This is a genomic window from Sporosarcina soli (assembly GCF_042655805.1).
Lineage (GTDB): Bacteria > Bacillota > Bacilli > Bacillales_A > Planococcaceae > Sporosarcina > Sporosarcina soli.
The window spans coordinates 289,478-312,593 of sequence record NZ_JBHSNO010000005.1 but is presented as its reverse complement, the minus strand read 5'-3'; the positions used below and the strand labels follow the sequence as shown (position 1 = coordinate 312,593).

19 protein-coding genes are annotated in these 23,116 nt (G+C 46.3%); all 19 read left to right on the top strand.

Going from position 1 to position 23,116, the window contains the following annotated elements:
- Positions 1-57: 57 nt before the first annotated feature.
- Positions 58-4,374, top strand: a complete 4,317-nt coding sequence (locus ACFPRA_RS05820) for a PolC-type DNA polymerase III (protein ID WP_381431653.1) — start codon at positions 58-60, stop codon at positions 4,372-4,374.
- A 431-nt stretch (positions 4,375-4,805) separates the two neighbouring features.
- Entirely contained in the window at positions 4,806-5,282 is a 477-nt protein-coding gene (gene rimP / locus ACFPRA_RS05815; RefSeq protein WP_381431651.1) for a ribosome maturation factor RimP, read from the top strand.
- Positions 5,283-5,303: 21 nt separating this feature from the next.
- Complete coding sequence (gene nusA / locus ACFPRA_RS05810) at positions 5,304-6,497, top strand: transcription termination factor NusA (RefSeq protein ID WP_381431649.1); 1,194 nt, start codon at positions 5,304-5,306, stop codon at positions 6,495-6,497.
- Between the two features lie 18 nt (positions 6,498-6,515).
- Positions 6,516-6,794 carry an RNase P modulator RnpM gene (gene rnpM / locus ACFPRA_RS05805; RefSeq protein WP_239388791.1) on the top strand — a complete coding sequence of 93 codons (279 nt, stop codon included), beginning with the start codon at positions 6,516-6,518 and terminating at the stop codon, positions 6,792-6,794.
- A complete protein-coding gene (locus ACFPRA_RS05800; protein WP_381431647.1) occupies positions 6,791-7,102 on the top strand; it encodes a YlxQ family RNA-binding protein in 312 nt (103 codons plus the stop codon). Before rnpM ends, ACFPRA_RS05800 begins: the two co-directional genes overlap by 4 nt.
- Before the next feature lie 13 nt (positions 7,103-7,115).
- Complete coding sequence (gene infB / locus ACFPRA_RS05795) at positions 7,116-9,467, top strand: translation initiation factor IF-2 (RefSeq protein ID WP_381431645.1); 2,352 nt, start codon at positions 7,116-7,118, stop codon at positions 9,465-9,467.
- Positions 9,464-9,742 carry a DUF503 domain-containing protein gene (locus ACFPRA_RS05790; protein ID WP_381431644.1) on the top strand — a complete coding sequence of 93 codons (279 nt, stop codon included), beginning with the start codon at positions 9,464-9,466 and terminating at the stop codon, positions 9,740-9,742. Before infB ends, ACFPRA_RS05790 begins: the two co-directional genes overlap by 4 nt.
- Positions 9,743-9,764: 22 nt before the next feature.
- The gene (gene rbfA, locus ACFPRA_RS05785) at positions 9,765-10,115 is read left to right on the top strand and encodes a 30S ribosome-binding factor RbfA (RefSeq protein WP_381431642.1); all 351 of its coding nucleotides are present in this window, start codon (positions 9,765-9,767) and stop codon (positions 10,113-10,115) included.
- Between the two features lie 485 nt (positions 10,116-10,600).
- Positions 10,601-11,512 (top strand): tRNA pseudouridine(55) synthase TruB, encoded by a 912-nt coding sequence (gene truB / locus ACFPRA_RS05780; RefSeq protein WP_381431640.1) that lies wholly within the window; start codon positions 10,601-10,603, stop codon positions 11,510-11,512.
- Between the two features lie 12 nt (positions 11,513-11,524).
- Complete coding sequence (locus ACFPRA_RS05775) at positions 11,525-12,472, top strand: bifunctional riboflavin kinase/FAD synthetase (protein WP_381431638.1); 948 nt, start codon at positions 11,525-11,527, stop codon at positions 12,470-12,472.
- Between the two features lie 128 nt (positions 12,473-12,600).
- Entirely contained in the window at positions 12,601-12,870 is a 270-nt protein-coding gene (gene rpsO / locus ACFPRA_RS05770) for a 30S ribosomal protein S15 (RefSeq protein WP_239388784.1), read from the top strand.
- Between the two features lie 531 nt (positions 12,871-13,401).
- Positions 13,402-15,522 carry a polyribonucleotide nucleotidyltransferase gene (gene pnp / locus ACFPRA_RS05765; RefSeq protein ID WP_381431636.1) on the top strand — a complete coding sequence of 707 codons (2,121 nt, stop codon included), beginning with the start codon at positions 13,402-13,404 and terminating at the stop codon, positions 15,520-15,522.
- A 110-nt stretch (positions 15,523-15,632) separates the two neighbouring features.
- Positions 15,633-16,880: a M16 family metallopeptidase gene (locus ACFPRA_RS05760; protein ID WP_381431634.1), complete on the top strand. Its 1,248-nt coding sequence runs from the start codon at positions 15,633-15,635 to the stop codon at positions 16,878-16,880.
- Between the two features lie 71 nt (positions 16,881-16,951).
- Complete coding sequence (locus ACFPRA_RS05755; protein WP_239388781.1) at positions 16,952-17,224, top strand: YlmC/YmxH family sporulation protein; 273 nt, start codon at positions 16,952-16,954, stop codon at positions 17,222-17,224.
- Complete coding sequence (locus tag ACFPRA_RS05750) at positions 17,217-17,990, top strand: hypothetical protein (protein ID WP_381431632.1); 774 nt, start codon at positions 17,217-17,219, stop codon at positions 17,988-17,990. The genes ACFPRA_RS05755 and ACFPRA_RS05750 overlap by 8 nt, the downstream gene beginning before the upstream one ends.
- 12 nt (positions 17,991-18,002) lie before the next feature.
- Complete coding sequence (locus tag ACFPRA_RS05745) at positions 18,003-18,593, top strand: dipicolinate synthase subunit B (protein WP_381431630.1); 591 nt, start codon at positions 18,003-18,005, stop codon at positions 18,591-18,593.
- A gap of 157 nt (positions 18,594-18,750) precedes the next feature.
- Entirely contained in the window at positions 18,751-19,776 is a 1,026-nt protein-coding gene (locus tag ACFPRA_RS05740) for an aspartate-semialdehyde dehydrogenase (protein ID WP_381431627.1), read from the top strand.
- Positions 19,777-19,809: 33 nt separating this feature from the next.
- A complete protein-coding gene (dapA, locus tag ACFPRA_RS05735) occupies positions 19,810-20,700 on the top strand; it encodes a 4-hydroxy-tetrahydrodipicolinate synthase (protein ID WP_381431625.1) in 891 nt (296 codons plus the stop codon).
- A gap of 449 nt (positions 20,701-21,149) precedes the next feature.
- Positions 21,150-22,817, top strand: coding sequence for a ribonuclease J (locus ACFPRA_RS05730; RefSeq protein WP_381431623.1), 1,668 nt, complete (start codon positions 21,150-21,152; stop codon positions 22,815-22,817).
- The last annotated feature ends 299 nt before the right edge of the window (positions 22,818-23,116 follow it).

The window sequence follows — 23,116 nt, the reverse complement described above, 5'->3', positions numbered from 1 at the left end:
GGAAGGCCGTTTAGCGGTACTTCCCTTCTTTTCACTACATATGGAAAGGGGAGGCATATGGACGCCCAGAATAAGCTGTTACTGTTACTACAACAAATCGGTATGACCGATGATGAATTTGTGATCCACTTTGAACAGGCTGAACTGAACCGGGTGAACATCCATCGGAAATCAAGGGTGTGGCAATTCAATTTGACTGTTCCCAAACCGTTACCAGTCAACGTTTTCACCATTTTTGCACGACGTGTCAACGAAGCCTTCGCGGCGATCGCGACTGTCAAACTTCAGATCACATCCGCTAATCCGGTAACGGATGATCAATTGCTGACAGACTATTGGCCTTTTATTATCGAAGAGATGAGTGCCATGTCGCCGCCGATCAGAGAGCGGTTGATCGGGCAGAAGCCGGTGATGTCCGGCGGGAAATTGACGTTATATTGTACGAACGACATGGAATTGCAAACGATGAAAAATAAATATGGTGAATTGATTGCCAACGCTTATACAGCATTCGGTTTTCCTCGTCCCATCGTCGATTTCCGGATTCAGGAAGGGGATAACAGTGAAGAGGAAGCCGCCCGGATGGCATTTTTTGCTCAGCGGGAGGCGGAAGAGGAAGCACTTGGTCAAAAAGCGCTGGCGGATATGAAACAACGTGAAACGTCGAAAAAAGAAAATGGCGATGCAGTATCCGGACCATTCCGACTCGGTGTTCCGATCAAACAAGACGAGCCGATCATGGAAATTCAGCAGATTCAAGACGAAGAGCGCCGGATCACCATCGAAGGGTACGTCTTCGATACAGAGATCCGAGAATTGCGAAGCGGCCGCTCGCTCCTAACGCTAAAAGTGACGGATTATACGGACTCCATCCTTGTCAAAATGTTCTCTCGTGACAATGAAGATGCGGAAATGATGAAGTCCTTGAAAAAAGGTATGTGGGTCCGAGCACGTGGAGGGATTCAGAACGATACATTTGTCCGCGATCTCATTATGATGGCACAGGATATTATGGAAGTGGCACCCGTTATCCGAAAGGACAAGGCTCCGGAAGATCGAAAACGGATTGAACTACATGCCCATACGACAATGAGTCAGATGGATGCTGTCGTATCCGCTTCTGCACTTGTCGGGCAAGCGGCAAAATGGGGCCATCCTGCCATCGCTATTACCGATCATGCAAATGTCCAGTCGTTTCCAGAAGCCTATGCGGCCGGGAAGAAAAATGGTATTAAAGTCATTTTCGGACTGGAAGCGAATTTGGTGGATGATGGAGTCCCAATTGTTTATGATGAACAGCACCGCAAGTTGGATGAGGATAGTTATGTCGTATTTGACGTGGAAACGACCGGTCTATCAGCGGTATATGACACTATCATTGAGCTTGCGGCAGTCAGAGTAAAAGACGGTGAAATTATCGAGTCTTTCGAACGGTTTGCCAACCCGCATCACCCATTATCGTCAACGACAACCGAGTTGACGGGCATAACCGATGACATGGTGAAAGATGCCCCGGAAGTCGAGGATGTTATTAAAGACTTCAGTGCGTTCATCGGGGATTCGATACTTGTTGCCCATAATGCGAAGTTCGATATGGGATTCTTTTATGAAGCATCCAAGAAAGCGGGATTGCCGCCTAAAGCGTATCCGGTCATCGATACGCTCGAACTGGCTCGTTTCATCCATCCTGAACTACGGAACCACCGACTGAACACGTTGGCGAAAAAGTATAACATCGAACTGACTCAACATCACCGGGCCATTTATGATACCGAGGCGACGGCACATCTTTTCGTGAAGCTGATGAAAGAAGCTGCGGAGAAAGAAATCGTCTATTTGGATGACTTTAATCGTCATATCGGGGAAGGGGATGCCTACAAACGTTCACGCCCCTCGCATTGTACGCTGTTAGCAACAGATGATGAAGGGTTGAAGAACCTTTTCAAGCTCGTTTCATATTCCCATATGGATTATTTTTACCGGGTACCACGAATTCCGCGTTCTTTACTGACGAAATATCGGAAAGGGTTGCTCGTCGGTTCCGGTTGTGATAAAGGGGAAGTGTTTGAAGGGCTCATGCAAAAGTCAATGGATGAAGTGGAGGAAATCGCAAAGTTTTATGATTATCTCGAAATCCATCCGAAACCCGTTTATTCACATCTCATTGAATTGGAACTAATCCGGGATGAATGGAATATGGAAGATATCATGCGGAAAATGGTGAAGCTTGGGAAAAAGGTCGGACTTCCCGTCTGTGCGACTGGCAACGTCCATTATATCGATGAGACGGATGCGACATTCCGTCAAGTGCTTGTCCGATCACAAGGCGGTGCCAATCCGATGAATCGGCATGGGCTGCCGGCAGTCCATTTCCGGACGACAGACGAAATGTTGGAGGAGTTTTCTTTCCTTGGGGAGCAGGTGGCGGAAGAACTGGTCATCGATAATCCGCGTGTGATTCTGGAAAAAATCGGCGACGTCAAACCGATCAAGGACGATCTTTATACACCGACTATCGAAGGTGCAGATGATGAAGTAAGGGAATTGACCTATTCGATGGCTCACCGTATTTATGGCGAGCAGTTGCCTGAAATCATAGAGGCACGGATTGAAAAAGAATTGAAATCCATTATTGGCCATGGATTCGCGGTTATCTATCTTATTTCTCACAAGCTGGTGAAAAAATCGTTGGATGATGGTTATCTTGTTGGATCGCGTGGGTCAGTAGGTTCATCTCTTGTCGCCACATTGATGGAAATTACGGAAGTGAACCCGATGCCGCCGCATTATATTTGTCCATCCTGTAAGACTTCCGAGTTCTTTGATGATGGGTCCGTTAGTTCGGGTTATGACTTACCTGATAAAAACTGTCCATCTTGCGGCGCTACATTCAAAAAAGATGGACAAGATATCCCGTTCGAAACGTTCCTTGGCTTTAATGGAGATAAAGTTCCGGATATCGATTTGAACTTCAGTGGGGACTATCAAGCGCATGCGCATAATTATACGAAGGAGCTGTTCGGGGAGGATTACGTCTATCGTGCAGGAACAATCGGGACGGTTGCTGAGAAGACAGCGTATGGCTATGTGCGCGGCTATATGAATGATAATAATCTACATTTCCGTGGTGCTGAAATCGATAGGCTTGTTCAAGGTTGTTCAGGCGTTAAACGGAATACTGGGCAACACCCAGGCGGTATCATCGTTGTGCCGGATACGATGGAAATATTCGATTTCACACCGATCCAGTTTCCGGCGGATGATGTGGAATCAAGTTGGCGGACGACGCATTTTGATTTCCATTCCATCGATAACAACTTGTTGAAACTCGATATCCTCGGACATGATGATCCGACGATGATCAAAATGTTGCAAGACCTTTCTGGAATCGATCCGATGACCATTCCACCGGACGATAAAGGGGTCATGGAATTGTTCAGCGGAACTTCATCGCTCGGTGTAACAGAAGAGCAAATCGGCTGTAAGACCGGCACACTCGGTGTACCGGAATTCGGGACCCGTTTCGTTCGGCAGATGTTGGAGGAGACGAAGCCATCGACATTCTCGGAACTGATCCAAATTTCAGGATTATCCCATGGGACAGACGTTTGGCTCGGCAACGCACAGGAATTGATACAGAACAAAACATGTGAATTGTCCGATGTGATCGGTTGTCGTGATGATATTATGGTCTATCTCATTTACCAAGGCTTGGAACCTTCCATAGCGTTCAAAATCATGGAGTTCGTGCGGAAAGGGCGTGGCCTGACACCTGAATTCGAGGCGGAAATGAGATCGAATGGTGTACCGAATTGGTATATCGAATCGTGTAAAAAGATCAAATACATGTTCCCGAAAGCTCACGCGGCTGCCTACGTATTGATGGCGCTTCGCATTGCTTATTTCAAAGTGCATCATCCGATCATGTATTACGCAGCCTACTTCTCTGTGCGTGCGACCGATTATGATTTGCTGACGATGACGAAAGGTTCAAATGCGATCCGAGCACAGATTAAAGAAATTAATGCAAAAGGCTTGGATGCTTCGCCGAAAGAGAAGAGTTTATTGACGGTGTTGGAAATTGCATTGGAAATGTGCGAACGAGGTTATTCATTTGCGAAGCCGGATTTGTATAAATCCGATGCCACGACATTCCTGATTGATGGGGATTCGCTCATTCCGCCGTTCAATTCGATTCCATCGCTTGGTACGAACGTCGCTAAAATGATTGTAGAAGCGAGGAAAGACGGGGAGTTCTTGTCCAAAGAGGATCTACAGCAACGGGGACGTGTATCGAAGACGGTGACCGAGTATATGGATTCGCTAGGCTGTCTCGAAGGAATGCCGGAAGCGAACCAGTTATCGTTGTTTTAAGATTTTCGAATAGCATAATCTGTTTCGTCTAGTTATTGTTCGTATAATTTCTGCAAAGTGCGCAGAAATTATACAAACCGAGCCCTTCGCAGCCCAGTTTGTTTGCACGGCTAAATAACGTGTGGTATGATAAACTTAACTTTTGTAATAAGTCTTGCGCAAAAAGAGTGGGGATTCCCGCTCTTTTCTGTTGTTCTGTACATTTTTTAACTTGCTTCAGCCGAAGTCTACCGCTTTCTTAAATAGCGGGATGTAGGATGGGAATGTAATCTAATTCAGTACGGTTTAACCCCCGGCTGAATCAAGTTAAAGCCTCCGGCGGGTGTCTCGGATTTTGAAAGGAGTCAATTGCGCAAGCGCAATTCAAAATCCAGACGCAATTACGCCGAGGCGTAATTGATTTGCAGGAAAAAGATTTCGGGAGGAATTAGATGAGTAAAATTACGGAAGAGGTTGAAAAACTCGTCAATCCGATTGTCACAGACCTTGAGCTGGAGCTTGTCGACATCGAGTTCGTGAAAGAAGGAAGAGACTGGTTTTTACGTGTCTATATCGATACGCCTGAAGGCAATATCGATATCGATCAGTGTGCGCAAGTGAGTGAAAAGTTAAGCGAAGAACTTGATCGTACAGATCCGATTCCACAAAATTATTTCCTTGAAGTTTCTTCACCGGGAGCAGAACGACCGTTGAAGAAAGAAGAGGATTTTCAAAAAGCGATTGGCCAGTACGTCTACATGAAGACGTACGAACCGATTGAGGGTATGAAGGAATTCGAAGGTTATTTGTTAAGCTATGGACCAGAAGCTGCAGAAATTGAAGTTCGCATCAAGACTAGAAAGTTGACGGTTGTCATTGAAAAGGAAAAAATCGCATTTGCCCGCTTGGCTATTGATTTTTCCGCATAATTGAATGTAGGAGTGATGAACATGAGTAGTGATCTACTCGATGCATTGACTGCCCTCGAAAAACAGAAAGGCATTTCGAGGGACGTATTAGTAGAAGCGATCGAAGCGGCACTTGTGACTGCGTATAAACGCAATTTCAATCAGGCACAGAATGTGCGGGTCGATTTGAATCTTGATAAGGGGACGATGAAAGTCTATTCCCGGAAAGACGTCGTCGACGAAGTGGAGGATGATCGTTTAGAAATCTCTCTCGAAGATGCACGTCGCATCAATCCGGCTTATGAATTGGAAGATATCGTCGAGGAAGAAGTGACGCCGCGTGACTTCGGACGGATTGCCGCCCAAACGGCTAAGCAAGTCGTGACACAGCGCGTGAGAGAGGCAGAGCGTGGGCTGATCTACGAAGAATATGTGGATCGGGAAGATGATATCGTCAACGGAATCGTCGAGCGCTTAGACGCACGCAACCTCTATGTCGGTCTTGGAAAAGTGGAGGCAGTATTGCCGGCAGGCGAACAGATTTCCACAGAAACTTACCAACCCCATGACCGCATCAAAGTGTATATTACAAAAGTTGAACGCACGTCACGTGGTCCTCAAGTGTTTGTTTCCAGAACCCATCCAGGTCTTCTTCGCAGGCTGTTTGAGGTCGAAGTGCCAGAAATTTACGAAGGCATCGTCGAAATCAAATCGATTGCGCGAGAAGCGGGTGATCGCTCCAAAATTTCGGTCCATACGAATAACGAAGAGGTGGATCCGGTCGGTTCATGTGTCGGAGCAAGAGGTGCACGTGTTCAATCGATTTCCAATGAATTGAACGGCGAAAAAATCGATATCGTTGAGTGGTCCGAAGATCCGGTCATCTTTGTTGCGAACGCGCTCAGCCCTTCAAAAGTGATCGACGTTCAAGTGAACGAAGAAGACCGGTCAACAACGGTCGTCGTACCTGACTATCAATTGTCGCTTGCGATCGGGAAACGAGGACAAAATGCCCGACTTGCTGCGAAATTGACAGGTTGGAAAATTGATATCAAAAGCGAGACGGATGCCCGTGAACTCGGCATCTATCCACGAGCATTTGATGAAACGCAAGTGGAAGCAGAAGGGCAATTGGATGAGGAACTCGCGTTGAACGATCCTTATTTTGTGGAAGACGAAGCGTCCACTGAGTTTGAGGAAGAAACAATCGATTTGTATTCGGACGACGAAGACTGAGGAGGAGGCTGACCATAGATGGCGAGCATGAAAAAAATTCCTTTGCGAAAATGTGCGGCGTCCGGTGAAATGTTCCCGAAAAAGGAAATGATCCGTATCGTCCGCACAAAAGAGGGGGAAGTTTCAGTCGATCTCACTGGTAAGAAATCCGGTCGCGGGACGTATGTGTCGAAATCCGAGGAAGCGGTGGAGTTGGCACGCCGTAATCGATCGATTGAAAGTCAACTGGGCACGGCAGTACCAGAACAAGTCTACGAAGATCTACTGCATGCCATCCGACGAGAGGCATTGAAATGACCGATTCGAAACGGATATTTCAAATGCTTGGTATGGCTGCAAGGGCAAGAAAGATCATAACAGGTGAGGAATTGGTCGTGCGTGAAATTCGTGCGGGCAATGCAAAACTTGTCATTGTGTCGGAAGATGCTTCTAAAAACACAATGAAAAAAATAACTGATAAATGTACGTCTTATAACGTTGAGAAGCATGTCTTCGGGAGTCGGGAAGATCTCGGGCATGCCATCGGAAAAGAGTCGCGAGTTGTCCTCGCGCTAACGGACGCCGGCTTTGCCGGCAAATTGTCCGGGCTCCTCAACGAATATTAACGGGGGTGGGCTAATGACGAAAATACGTGTACATGAATACGCGAAAAAAGTGAATCGGACAAGTAAAGAAGTAATTGATGAGTTAGCAAAAAATAATGTGAGTGTCAGCAACCATATGGCAACTTTGGATTCGGAGGCGGTTTCCAAACTGGATCGTAAATTTGCCGGCAACACAAGCAATCAACAAACATCGAAGCCGAACACATCTGCTAACAACACAAACAACGGGCAAAAAAATAACCGACAAGGCGGTAATCGTCCAGCGCAAGGCGGACAAAATCGTCCAACAGGCGGTCAAGGCGGCAACCGTCCAGCGCAAGGCGGACAAAATCGCCCAGCAGGCGGCCAAGGCGGCAATCGTCCAGCACAAGGTGGACAAAATCGCCCAGCAGGCGGCCAAGGCGGCAACCGTCCAGCGCAAGGCGGACAAAATCGTCCAACAGGCGGCCAAGGCGGTAATCGTCCAGCACAAGGTGGACAGAACCGTCCTGGAAGCGGCGGGCAAAATCGTCCAGGTGGTCGCGGCGGTCGTCCACCCGCAAAGGGCATTAACCAAGGACGAAGAAGATACCGTCCAGCACCACAGCCGAAAGTGGAACAACCATTACCGGAAAAAATCACATTTTACGAGTCATTGTCCGTGGCAGAATTGGCGCAAAAGCTCCATCGTGAACCATCCGAAATCATTAAAAAGCTGTTCATGCTTGGTGTCATGGCGACGATCAACCAAGAACTTGACCAAGATGCAATCGAACTGATCTGTGCTGACTATGGCGTGGAAGTAGAAGAGGAAATCCGTATCGACGTGACAGATCTTGAAATTTATTTCGAGGAGTCTGAAGAAACGGTCGAGGGACAAACAGAGCGTCCACCTGTTGTGACAATTATGGGTCACGTCGACCATGGTAAAACGACATTATTGGATTCGATCCGGAACACGAAAGTGACACAAGGCGAAGCCGGGGGAATCACCCAGCATATCGGTGCTTACCAAATCGAAGAACACGGCAAGAAAATCACGTTCTTGGATACACCGGGTCACGCAGCATTCACGACGATGCGTGCACGTGGAGCGAAAGTAACGGATCTTACCATTCTTGTTGTAGCGGCGGATGATGGTGTCATGCCACAAACAATCGAAGCGATCAACCATGCGAAAGCGGCAGAAGTACCGATCATTGTAGCGGTGAACAAGATGGATAAACCGACAGCGAATCCGGATCGTGTCATGCAGGAATTGACAGAACATGGCCTCGTTGCTGAAGATTGGGGCGGCGATACGATTTTTGCACCGATTTCCGCATTGAAAGGTGAAGGGATCGATCATCTGCTTGAAATGGTGTTGCTCGTTGCCGAAGTCGGCGAACTGAAGGCAAACCCTGCAATCCGTGCGCGTGGAACGGTCATCGAAGCACAATTGGATCGTGGCCGCGGATCCGTTGCAACCCTTCTTGTACAAGATGGAACTCTCCATGTCGGTGATCCAATTGTTGTCGGGAACACATATGGACGAGTTCGTGCAATGATCAATGACATCGGTCGACGAGTCAAGGAAGCCGGACCTTCTACGCCAGTTGAAATTACAGGTTTAAGCGATGTACCGCAAGCGGGCGACCGTTTTGTCGTTTTCGAAGACGAGAAGACAGCACGTCAAATCGGTGAATCTAGAGCAGGCGAGGCATTGCAAGAGCAACGTGTGGAGAAAACACGCGTTACGCTCGATAACTTGTTCGATCAAATGAAACAAGGCGAAATGAAAGAATTGAACCTCATCGTGAAAGCTGACGTACAAGGTACAGTTGAAGCGATGGCAGCTTCTCTCATGAAAATTGAGGTCGAAGGAGTCAACGTCAAAATCATCCATACAGGTGCCGGTGCGATCAATGAATCTGATATTTCGTTGGCGGCAGCGTCCAATGCGATTGTGATTGGCTTTAATGTTCGTCCGGACGTCAATGCAAAACGTGCAGCGGAGGAAGAAGGCGTCGATATTCGCCAACACCGTGTCATCTACAAAGTGATCGAAGAAATCGAATCCGCGATGAAAGGTATGCTTGATCCGGAATATGAAGAAAAAGTAATCGGTCAACTTGAAGTTCGTGAAACATTTAAAGTGTCTAAAATCGGTACGATTGCGGGAAGCTATGTAACAGACGGTAAAATTACACGTGACTCAAGCGTTCGGATTATCCGTGACAACATCGTCATTTTTGAAGGGGAACTGGATACGTTGAAACGCTTCAAAGACGATGCAAAAGAAGTCGCAAAAGGGTATGAATGTGGTGTTACGATTAAAAACTTCAATGACATCAAAGAAGGCGATATCATTGAAGCCTATGTGATGGAGGAAATTAAACGGGTATGATTGTCTATGCGGAATGCACATTTTTCATTCCGGACGTAGCTTCCCTAAAAGGGAAGCGATCTGTATTGAAGCGTATGACGGACAGAGTGAAAAATGCTTATAACGTCTCTATCGCAGAAGTGGACCATCAAGACCTATGGCAACGGACAACAATCGCAATTGTTGCCACGGCATCATCGAAGGATGCTGCCGAGCGTGAGGTAAGGCGGGCTATTCGTTTTCTGGAGTCCAATCCGGAATGGGAATTGTCCAACCTTACACTCGATTATTATTGATACGGAATCGGGGTGACCATCCATGTCCATGCGTGCTAACCGTGTCGCAGAACAGATGAAAAAAGAACTGGGCGCCATCATCGGCCAAAAATTGAAAGATCCACGAATCGGGTTCGTAACTGTCACCGACGTCGAAGTGACCGGCGATCTTCAACAAGCGACGATTTTCATTTCTGTGCTTGGAAAAGAATACGAAAAAGAAGAGACGTTGAAAGGGCTGAACAAAGCGAAGGGATTCATTCGTTCTGAAATCGGCCAGCGGATCAGACTTCGTGTCACACCGGAGATCAAGTTCGAATTCGATGATTCTGTTGCATACGGAAATCGGATCGATACGCTTCTCAATCAGGTGAAAAACGAACAAAATAACTAAGAAAAACGCAGGTTTCCCGAAGATGCCCGGTGCCAGTGACCATCATAATTTATGTATTTCAAATTGTGGTAGCTGGCATCGCTTCGGGAAAATGTTAAAATGGAGGAAGTCGGTGTCCAAATGGATTCTCCGGCTTCCTCCATTTCCATACATATGAATGAAAGTTGAACGATCAATCACGCCTCGGCGTGATTGCGTCCAGATTTTGAATTGCGCTTGCTAATCGCTGGTGCTTTAATTTCTGCAAAGAACGCGGAAATACGGCAAATCGAACCCTTCGCTGTTCGATTCGCAATTAACTCCCTTCAAAATCTGTGACATCCGCCGGAGGCCTAACTTGAATCAGCAGGGAGTTTGGACTCCCTCTGATTGAAACGCTTTCTGGCATTCATCCCGCCACTTATGGAAGTGGGGGACTTCTGTAGCTGACGCTTCGCTTTCAGTACAAAAAGATTTGCTGAATCAAGTTAAAAAGGGGTTTAATCATGGACGGAATTTTACCATTATGGAAAGAAAAAGGGATGACCTCGCATGATTGCATTTTCAAATTACGGAAAATACTCGGTACCAAAAAAGTAGGTCATACGGGTACGCTCGATCCGAATGTGGAAGGCGTATTGCCGATTTGTATCGGGCAGGCAACGAAAGTGGCGGAGTATGTGACAGATTCCGGGAAGGAATATGTCGCCGTCGTTTCGATCGGGACTTCAACGGAAACGGAAGATGCAGATGGTGCGATCGTCGCTTCCGATTTGTCGATGAAACGCGTGACGCGAAACGAGTTAGAGGAAGCGCTTGCTCGTTTGACAGGGGAAATTACACAAATCCCTCCGATGTATTCTGCGGTGAAAGTGAAGGGCCGTAAACTTTATGAATATGCACGCAAAGGGATCGAAGTCGAGCGACCGGAACGGAAAGTGTGGATCCATGAAATCGAGTTGCTTGATGCCGTCGATTTGTTAGAAGGAGAAGTCATTCAGTTCCGCATCCGGATCGCTTGCGGAAAAGGGACTTATATCCGGACGCTAGCTGTCCAAATCGGAGAATTGCTCGGCTATCCTGCACATATGGCTTCCCTCGTCCGTACAGCTTCAGGAAGCTTCAGAAAAGATGACTGTCGTACGTTGGATGAAGTGAAGGACTTGCAGGAAAAAGGGCAGATCGGCACCATTTTAAGACCTCTTGAAGAGGCATTAGCCGATTTTCAAACGGCGGAAATTGATGGGGAGCTCTATGAAAAAGTACTGAATGGACAAGTTTTGCCTGAACATCCACAATTACAAGACAAAAGCCCGATCGTTTTCATCAAAGAGAATCGGGCAGTGGCGGTATATAAAAAGCATCCTGCAAAACCGGGGTTGATGAAACCGGAAAAGATGTTTCCTTTGAATAAATAAGGAGTGGTGACAATGGAAATCCATACATTACATTATCCCGAAAAAACGGATAGCGGTCATGACGACCAACAATATTCACTGGCAATCGGATTTTTCGATGGGCTACATAAAGGGCATCGTGCAGTGATCGAGGAAGCGCAAAAAAAAGCGAAGGAGCTTGGTATTCGTTCGGCCGTCATGACATTTGATCCGCATCCCTCTCATCTTTTCGGTGATGGAACGAGCAAAGTGAACTATATTACACAATTTCCCGAGAAAGTCCGGTTGCTCCGGGCAATGGGGATCGATACATTGTTTGTCGTTACTTTCGATTGGGCGCTTGCATCGCTTTCACCTGAACAATTCATTGATATTTTTATAAAAAAGCTAGGGGTCAAACATGTGACAGCTGGCTTCGACTTTACGTTTGGTTCCAAAGGAGTGGGCACGATGGAGCAGATGGCGGCTTTAGCGAAAGGGGAATACGGCACAACGGTTGTTGAGAAAGTAACTGACAAAGAAGAGAAAGTTTCCTCGTCCCGAATTCGTCAATTGCTGGCGGCAGGAAATGTCGAAGAGGCTTCCACCCTTTTAGGAAGATCGTTTCGCACTATCGGGACGGTCGTCCATGGTGAAAAGCGCGGCCGTCTGCTCGGCTTCCCGACAGCGAACGTCTCACCTGATTACAAACCGGTCCTCCCTGCGAACGGCGTCTATGCAGTCCGGTTTACAGTGGAAGGAAAGACCCTTGATGGTGTCTGCAACGTCGGTGTGAAGCCTACCTTTCATGATACGGCCAAAGCACCGGTTGTGGAAGTATATGTACTGGACTTCGATGGCGATCTATATGGAAAAGAAGTAGTCATCGATTGGATCGGACATATACGGGCGGAAAAGAAGTTTGATTCGGTAGATGCATTGATTGACCAGCTGAAAAAAGATGCACAACAAGCAAAAGACATACTGTCGGCACAACGTTGATATTGCATTTTAAATGCAAGCATGCTAAACTTGATAAGTGCTGTTAAGCACGAACCATTCCTTGGCAAAGCGATTCACCAACGTTTGCTCGGGAACCGGGGATATCTTAATCATTGGAGGTGAAAAGGATGGCTATTACACAAGAGCGTAAAAATGAATTGATCAATGAATACAAAATTCATGAAAACGATACTGGATCTGCAGATGTTCAGATCGCTATCCTTACTGAAGAGATCAATAACCTGACAGAACATTTCCGTACGCATAAGAAAGACCACCACTCACGTCGAGGTCTTTACAAAATGATCGGAACACGTAAAAGACTTTTGAAGTACCTACGTGAAAACGAAGTTCAGCGTTACCGTGATCTTATTGCTAAACTCGGCCTACGCCGTTAATAAGATGACTACAGAAAAGCAGGCATTGCGCCTGCTTTTTTTGATATTCACTACACTTGATGAAATTATAAATGTCGATAGCTTAGAATTACATTCAGGAATATTTACACATACCATTTCCCCCATTCTATTTTAGAATCTACAATAAAGTGTTATACTATAGAAATGTGTCATGATGACGGTATATGATGATCAATTACGCCTTGGCGTAATTGCGTCCGGATTTTGAATTGCAAGCGAAGGGTTCGATTTGCCTTAATTTCTGCCTTTTCTCAGAAATTAAGGTACTTAGATAAGGGCAATTAATTCCTTTCAAAATCCGTGACATCCGCCGGAGGCTTTATCTTTATTCAGCGGGCATTTGAATACCCGCTGAAGAGGAGACAAAACTGCATGTAACTCGCCACCTATTAGGGGGGAGTCTTCTGCTGAATAAAGATAAAACTTGTATTCACAGAGCGCTATCACTTACACTAATGCTATACATACAACGTCTACAGTTTAGGCTGGAATATGGAGAGGAGTTCTAACATGACAGAACTAAAAAAAGTGTTCACAATTGATTGGGCGGGTCGTCCATTGACGATCGAGACCGGTCAACTTGCAAAACAAGCGAACGGAGCCGTGTTGGTCCGTTATGGCGATTCAACAATCCTTGCAACAGCAACATCATCTAAAACGCCGCGGGGGCTAGATTTCTTCCCGCTTACGGTTAACTATGAGGAGCGGATGTATGCGGTTGGGAAAATTCCGGGAGGCTTCATTAAACGTGAAGGTCGTCCATCGGAAAAAGCGGTGTTAACGAGCCGTCTTATTGACCGTCCAATTCGACCTTTGTTCGCGGATGGATTCCGGAATGACGTACAAGTCATTTCACTCGTCATGTCGGTAGACCAGGATTGTTCACCTGAAATGGCAGCGATGGTCGGTTCTTCATTGGCATTGTCCATCTCGGATATTCCGTTTGAAGGTCCGATTGCAGGCGTGCAAATCGGACGGATCGACGGACAATTCATCGTCAATCCGACGCCGGCACAGCTGGACGCAGGCGATTTGGATCTGATTGTCGCTGGAACGAAAGATGCGATCAACATGGTTGAAGCGGGCGCACAGGAAATCCCAGAAGATGTCATGCTGGAAGCGATCATGTTCGGACATGAAGAAATCATCAAGCTGATTGAATTCCAAGAGAAAATCGTTGCGGAAGTTGGCAAAGCAAAAATGGAAGTTGAATTGTTCGAGTTGGATCAAACCATTTTAGCGGATATTAAAAACAGTTCCGAAAAAGACCTTGTTCAGGCAATCCAAACAGAAGAAAAGCATGCGCGTGAAGATGCGATCAACGCAGTGAAAAATGCAGTGATCGAGCACTATACGGAAAACGAAGCAGACGAAGAGACGATGAAACAAGTGAAAGCGGTATTGGATCAACTTGTCAAAGACGAAGTACGCCGTCTCATTACGGATGAAAAGGTCCGTCCGGATGGGCGTGGCCTGGAAGAAATCCGCCCGCTTGCTTCGGAAGTAGGCATTTTACCGCGTACGCACGGTTCCGGGCTCTTTACACGTGGTCAGACACAAGCGCTGAGCATCTGTACGCTCGGTGCATTGGGTGAAGTACAGATCATCGATGGATTGGGGCTTGAAGAAACAAAACGCTTTATGCACCACTACAATTTCCCGAACTTCAGTGTAGGGGAGACGGGTCCAATCCGTGGACCGGGTCGCCGTGAAATCGGTCATGGCGCGCTTGGTGAGCGTGCGCTTGAAGCGGTTATTCCGGATGAGTCGAAATTCCCGTACACAATCCGTCTTGTTGCGGAAGTGCTTGAATCGAACGGATCATCTTCCCAAGCTTCGATCTGTGCTTCCACAATGGCGATGATGGATGCAGGTGTACCTTTGAAAGCACCGGTTGCAGGGATTGCGATGGGACTTGTGAAAAAGGATGACAATTATTCCATCCTATCTGATATCCAAGGGATGGAGGACCATCTCGGTGATATGGACTTTAAAGTAGCAGGGACTGAAAAAGGAATCACTGCACTTCAAATGGATATTAAAATCGAAGGTCTTTCCCGAGAAATTTTGGAAGAGGCATTGGCACAGGCGAAAGTGGGCCGTTTGAAAATCTTGAATCACATGATGACAGCAATTGACGCACCACGTACGGAGCTTTCCGAATACGCACCGAAAATCATCATGATCCAAATCAATCCGGATAAAATTCGGGATGTCATTGGACCTGGCGGAAAAGTGATTAATAAAATCATCGAAGAGACGAATGTTAAAATCGATACGGAGCAAGATGGAACGATTTACATTTCTTCTCCTAACTCCGAGATGAATGAAAAAGCGAAGTCGATGATTGAAAATATCGTGCGGGAAGCAAAAGTTGGCGAATATTATATGGCAAAAGTGAAACGCATTGAAAAATTTGGTGCATTCCTTGAAATATTCCCAGGGAAAGACGGCCTTCTCCACATTTCAGAAATTGCGGAAGAACGGACGAAAGCAGTGGAAGACGTGTTAAAATTAGGCGATGAATTATTTGTCAAAGTAATTGAAATCGATAACCAAGGACGCGTCAACCTGTCTAGAAAAGTTGTTCTGAAAGAAGAAAAAGAAGCGGCTGAAAAAGGGAAAAACTAAGCCGACTTGAATATTCGAACAAAAAAGCCTCACTTCTAATTAGAAGAAGGGGCTTTTTGTGTTTGAATCCGTTAGAATAAAAAAATAGACAAAAGAGGGGGAATGGTTTCATGGTTGAAAAATATGTATGTCCCAATGGGGTTCGGATTGTTCATGAAAAAATGCCGCATGTACGCTCTGTGGCGATCGGCGTTTGGGTCGGAGCCGGTTCGTTGGATGAAAGGGAATCGGAATCCGGTATTGCCCATTTCATTGAGCATATGCTGTTCAAAGGGACGGCAACGAGAAACGCCCGTGCCATTGCAGAAGAATTTGACCGGATTGGCGGAGAGGCTAATGCGTTTACGTCCAAAGAGATGACATGCTTTTACACGACCGTTCTAGGCCATCATGCGCCTCGCGCTTTGTCGGTATTGGCGGACATGTTCTTCAACTCCCTATTTGACGAGCAGGAAATAGAGAAAGAAAAGTCTATTATCCTTGATGAACTCGCAGCTGTTGAAGATACGCCCGATGATGATGTGGATGAAAGATTATGGCGGACGATGTACCCGGATCATGCGATTGGCAGATCAGTGTTAGGGAACGAAAATACAATCACCGCATTTGATCGGGATGCGATCCAAGCATTCATGGACCGGATGTACACACCGGACCGTCTTGTCATCTCCATTGCGGGAAATTATGATGAAAGGCTTCTTAAACTCATCGAGGTTCAATTCGGATCTTTCAGACGGGGAGGAGAGGATAAATCGCAAACATCCCTTCCATCAGCTGTCTTTCATAGTGGCACGACTATGAAGGCGAAAGACATTGAACAAGCGCATGTGTGCCTTGGCTATCCAGGTTTATCTATCAAGGACGAGCGTCTCCATGATCTGATCTTGCTGGATAGTATCATTGGCGGCACGATGTCTTCCCGTCTATTCCAAGAAGTGCGTGAAGAACGCGGATTGGCTTACTCAGTCTACTCTTATTACTCTTCTTATTTGTCCACGGGTAATTTTATGATTTACGGGGGAACGTCTCCAGAAAATATGCGGAAGTTGAGCGAAACAATCGATGGGGTTATTCAATCTATTTTGACGGAAGGAATTACGGAAAACGAACTCCATAACGCGAAAGAACAGTTGAAGGGTGGTTTCTTGCTCGGTCTTGAAAGCTCGGAATCGCGGATGCATCGGAATGGGAAAAATGAACTTATCCTGCAAGAGCATAAATCGATGGATGAAGTGGTGGCGCTCATCGACGATGTGAAAGCCCGCGATGTGTATCGCATGGCAAACGAACTGTTAACAAAAGAACGCGCCCTGTCCATCATTGCACCTGCCCGTGTTTTAGAAAATATTGAAATTTGAACGGAAGTACAAGTCAGCTTTCTCGTTTTTTATTCATATGATGGATGGAGACGATGGAAAGGAGAATGGCGATGCTACTTTCGGAACTTGCGCAAAAGGAGCTTATTCAAGTGGAGGATGGTGTCCGCTATGGGTTTTTGGCGGATACCGACCTACTATTCGATGGAAAGACCGGGGAGATCATTGGGTTTGAAGTGAAGAAGCGGTTTAGCCGTTTTTCATTCAAAAAAAATCAGGAGATTTCTGATGAATACATCCCTTGGCATGAAATTGTATTGATTGGTGAACATCGTATCCTGTTCGGGAAAACACATCGAATGGATGAGTTGAATCTCCATGACTGAGGAAAAATGGCTTTTCATTGGGACGGACAAGAGACTGGCTGTGTGCAGTGAAATGATGGCAGACCGGGGCTTTATCACAACCCATATCGCAACGGATTCCTATTCTGAGCAACTTGCAACCTATCTGTTGATGGAGACCCCCAAACATATTGTTTTTCCCATTCGCCAAATGAAAGGGACGATTCCTCCCGATTTGTTGCACAAAGAAGCGAAGCTGTATACAGGCGTCGCTTCAGAGGAGTGGTTAGCCCCGTTTAAAGAGACGGGATTGACCGTTTATTCCTATTTGAAGGATGAGCCGTACATTTGGCAAAATGCCCGATTGACGGCTGAAGCTTTTATTCGTGAATATTATGCGTATGCCGGGCGCAGTATTGCGGAGAACCGTTTCCACATCGCCGGGTTTGGAAAGGTCGGGAAAACGGCTGCACACGCCCTGACGGCGCTTGGAGCCGATGTGACAATCGTCGCCCGATCCAACAGTCAACTCGGTGAAGCGTCCGTCCTCGGCTATCGTACGGAAAGGCTGACGGATGATTGGGAGATGAAAGAAGGTAACTTGGTCAACACCATTCCGGCAAAGTGGTTAGCGGTCCCCGAAACTTCCCGCCTTCACATTTTTGACCTGGCTTCAGCGCCCGGTTGCCTAAGGGAAGTCCCGATTCCTGAATACTATACAGTACTTCTCGGATTACCGGGTAAACATTTTCCCGTGGATGCAGCCGCTGTCTTGGCAGAGGCGCTCGAGAGGATGCATAGAGGATGAAAGGGGAACGCAATGTTACAAGGAAAGCGGATAGGTCTTGGTATTACAGCATCTCATTGTACGTACGACGTCTTAGTCCCGGTTATTGAATCATTGAAAGATGCAGGAGCAACAGTCGTGCCAGTCATTACCCATTCAGTGTTAACTGCGGCAACCCGTTTTGGTACAGGGGAAGAATGGATTGAACGGATTGAGGCTGCCACTGGCGAAAAAGTGATTTCCACAATTGTCGGGGCAGAGCCGTTCGGACCTTCGACACCGGTAGATTGTATGATCATAGCACCAATGACTGGGAATTCAATTAGTAAATTTGCCAACGCTTCGACAGATTCACCTGTTTTAATGGCCGCGAAAGCGACATTGCGCAATGGTAGCCCGGTCCTGCTCGGTATTTCAACAAATGATGCACTTGGACTGAACGGGGAAAATATTATGAAGTTATTAAATACAAAAAATGTCTATTTTATTCCTTTTGGTCAAGATGATCCACACAACAAGCCGAACTCGCTCATCGCTGATTTTTCACTTATGATACCAGCAGCCGCTGCCGCTTTAGAAAAGAAACAGCTTCAGCCATTATTGATAATTCACAATAAAAAATAAAAAAATACGACAGAATATTCGTGGATATGGTATAATTCCTCCAATGAACTGCTTACGGTGTAGCGCATAAAAAGGTTTTGACGAACAATGGGAATTCGTCCACTGTTCGTAAATCCAAGCCATTTGCATACCCGTTATAGCTGAAAGGGAGATAGAGATGAAGAAAGTGAATGTTGCAATTGTCGGTGCTACTGGAGCCGTTGGGACAAAAATTCTTGAGAAGTTGCTCGAACGGGAATTTCCTGTCGAATCCATCAAACTATTAGCTTCTAAACGTTCAGCCGGAACAGAAATCACGGCAGACGGTCAAACATATATTGTCGAAGAAACGGTACCTGAATCATTTGAAGGCGTAGATATCGCATTCTTTAGTGCCGGTGGTTCCATTTCGGAAAAATTTGCACATGAAGCGGTGAAACGTGGTGCAACAGTGATTGATAACACGAGCGCGTTCCGGATGCAGGAGAATATCCCGCTTGTGGTGCCTGAGGTGAATGCGTCTGCGCTCAGCGGACATACAGGCATCATTGCCAATCCGAACTGCTCGACAATTCAGATGGTGGCTGCATTGCAACCGATCCGCGAAAAATACGGTTTGGAACGGATTATCGTTTCAACATACCAAGCGGTGTCTGGTGCTGGTGCAGAAGCGATCGATGAGTTGGAAGGTCAAAGCCAACAGTTTGAAAATCGTGCGGAAACAGAAGCTTCCATTTTGCCGTCGGCTGCGGCGAAAAAGCATTATCCGATCGCGTTCAATGCCATTCCACAAATTGACGCATTTGACGCTTCCGGGTATACGCTTGAGGAACTTAAAATGATAAATGAGACGAAAAAGATTTTCGGGGATCCACAATTGGCCGTTGCCGCAACTTGTGTCAGACTTCCAGTCGTAACGGGCCACTCCGAATCTGTCTACATTGAACTCGGCGAAGAAGGTGTAACCGTGGAGGCGCTGCATGCTTTGTTGGAAAAAGCACCAGGCGTTGTCGTTCAAGACGACCCTTCGACTCAAACCTATCCGATGCCATTATTTGCGGAAGGAAAAGACGAAGTATTTGTCGGTCGTATCCGCAAAGATCCAAACCATTCGGCAGGCTACCATCTGTGGATCGTATCGGATAATCTGCTAAAAGGTGCGGCGCTTAACTCCGTACAAATCGCAGAAAATCTGATTCAGTAACAAAGATAAAACATTAGAAAAGGGCTGAATAGAATGGAACTTGGACGCGTATCGACAGCGATGGTCACCCCTTTTTCTACGACGGGTGACGTCGATTATGAAAGAACTGCTAACTTGATTGAACATCTGATAGCAAATGGGACGGATTCCATCGTTGTTTGTGGAACAACAGGTGAATCTCCCACGCTTTCTGTCCAGGAAAAGGAAGCACTCTTTAAATTTTCTGTCGAGACTGTAAACAAACGAATTCCAGTCATTGCGGGGACAGGGACGTTTTCAACGACGGAGACAGTCAAGCTGACCCGTATCGCAGAACAGGCCGGTGCGGATGGCATCATGCTCGTTGCCCCTTATTACAATAAGCCAGACCAAAAAGGGATGTACGCCCACTTTAAACATGTAGCTGGGGAAACGACACTCCCAATCATGTTATACAATATCCCGGGGCGTTCGGCTGTCAATATGTCGCCTGAAACGCTTGTCGCGTTATCGAAGATAAAAAATATCCGTGCTGTCAAAGAAGCGAGCGGTAGTTTGGAGCAAGCGGCAGACATCATTTCCGGTACGGATGACGGTTTCTCTGTGTATAGCGGTGATGATGCATTGGCGTTACCGACACTTGCAGTAGGCGGAAAAGGAATCGTATCGGTCGCTTCCCATGTCGCTGGAAAAGAAATGCAACAGATGATCGGTGCGTTTATCGACGGACGGACGGAACAGGCTGCAGCGATGCATAGAGCGTTACTTCCACTATATCGTGCATTGTTCTATGCTCCGAATCCAGTGCTTGTGAAATACGCGCTTGAAAAAATCGGCGTTGAGACGGGTGGAGTCCGATTGCCTTTGACAGGTGTAGAAGGTAATGATGATGCATTTGACCAAGTGTGGGAACAATATAGGGAAAATCTTCATATTTTCAATTAATTGGAGCCGGTATTCGATACCGGCTTTTTTTATTTGTACAGATAGGTCAAGTCCCGTATAATGAGACTTAGTCGTGATGGACGGGTTTTGGAAATAGTGAAATTCAAAAAAGATTAGGAAAATAGCTAGGCCTCCAGGATACAGGTCGTACAGTCACTAATTTGCTTCAGCAGAAGTCCTCCACTTCCATAGATGGCGGGATGAATGCTAGAAAGCATTTCATCAATCATAGGGAGTCCTAACTCCCTGCTGAATCAAGTTAAGCCTCTGGCGGATGTCACAGATTTTGAAGGGAGTTAATCGAGCATGCTCGATTCAAAATCTGGACGCAATTACGCCGAGGCGTAATTGATTTATGTTCGCTCGTGTGCAGGGACTGTCTTCCTTTATCGGTCTAGGCTCTTTTTGTCTTCCTTTTTGAACAAACAGCATAATTAGGAGGAAACAATGTGGTAAAAACGAAAAACGAAGTGATAAGAATCATACCTCTCGGGGGAGTCGGGGAAATCGGTAAAGCGATGTATGTAGTAGAAATCGATGATGAGCTGTTCATTGTTGATGCCGGGCTCATGTTTCCGGAAGGTGAAATGCTTGGCATTGACATCGTCATTCCGGATATGTCCTATATCGAAGAGAACAAAGAACGGGTAAAAGGAATCTTTCTGACACATGGTCACGAAGATGCGATTGGTTCAATCGCTTATTTATTGCAAAAGGTACAGGCGCCAGTCTATGGTTCCAAATTGACAATTGCATTGGCGAAAGAACATTTGAAAAAAATGCCGGCACCTTCAAATATTAAATTTTTCGAAGTGTCTAATAAAAGTCGGATGAACTTCAAAACGACGTATGTAACATTTTTCCATACGACGCATAGCATACCTGATTCGTTAGGGATTGTGTTCCATACAAGTGAAGGTGCCATTGTGCATACAGGGGAATTTAAATTCGATCAGTCGGCTAAAGGCAAATATAGACCGGATATCGCCAAAATGGCGGCAATTGGCGAAGAAGGTGTTTTCATACTCATGTCAGATTCTTCTGAGGCGGAGAGACCGGGCCATACAACATCGGAGTCTGTTATTGAAAATAGCTTGTCCAAGACATTCCACGGTGCGGAAGGCCGAATTCTCGTCGCCCTCTATGCTTCGAACTTTATCCGGATACAACAAGTGTTCGATAAGGCGTATGAAAACGGAAAAAAAGTGGCGGTCGTCGGTAAAAGTCTTGAAAGCTATTTCGAGGTAGGTATGAAACTTGGTTATTTGACAATCCAAGATGATATTGTCATTCCGGCAAAAGAAATTGACTCGTACGATGATGATGAAGTCGTTATCATTGTCACAGGCAACCAAGGGGAACCGCTTGAAGCGTTGGAAAAGATTGTCCGCAAACATCACCGCGAAATTCGCATCCGGGAAACGGACACGGTACTCATTACATTCACGCCATCGCCAGGGATGGAAGTGTCCATGTTCCAGACGATGAATGATCTTGCCAAAGCCGGAGCGACTGTCCTGACAGCGAGTAAGAATGTCCATGTGACCGGACACGGAAGTCAAGAAGATTTGAAAATGATGCTCAACTTGATGAGACCGAAGTATTTCATCCCGATACAAGGGGAATACAGAATGCTGATTGCACACTCCAAATTGGCACAGGAAACGGGACTGCAGAAATCACAAGTGTTCATTGCCGACAAAGGGGATATCGTCGAGTATAAGAACAATAAGATGCGGATGAGTGGCCGCGTACAGGCAGGGAATATTTTAATCGATGGAATCGGAGTCGGAGATGTCGGGAATATCGTCCTACGTGATCGAAAGCTTCTCTCCCAAGATGGAATTTTTACAGTTGTTGTTACGCTCAATCGAAAACAGAAGCGGATCGCGGCGGGACCGGAAATCGTTTCACGCGGATTCGTCTATGTCCGCGAATCTGAAGAGTTGTTGGAGGAAGCGGCCAAGCTCGTGAGAAATATTGTAGAGAAATATGTGAATAAAGATACATTCGAATGGACAAACATTAAACAAGAGATCCGTGATACACTCAGTTCTTACCTATTCCAACAGACGAAAAGAAGACCGATGATCATTCCGATCATTATGGAATACTAATTTGCTTCAGCATTCGAAGTGAATGCTGGATGACTAAAAACAAACACACTGAATCGTATGTCAACCATAGTACCGATCTGAAGGATTTCCTTGCCGTCTGAGCGGCAGGAAATCCTTTTTCAGTAGATTTTATCTTCATTCAGCAGAAGACTCCTATCTCTGAAGGTTGCGGGTGTTTGCGGTTTTGTTTTCCTGTTCGGCGGGTGTTCAAATGCCTGCTAAACGAAGAATGGAAGGCAATCTAAGTTCGCCGCGTCCTGCGGCAACGGTTGCATGACCTGCATCGTGCAGGCCCGCGG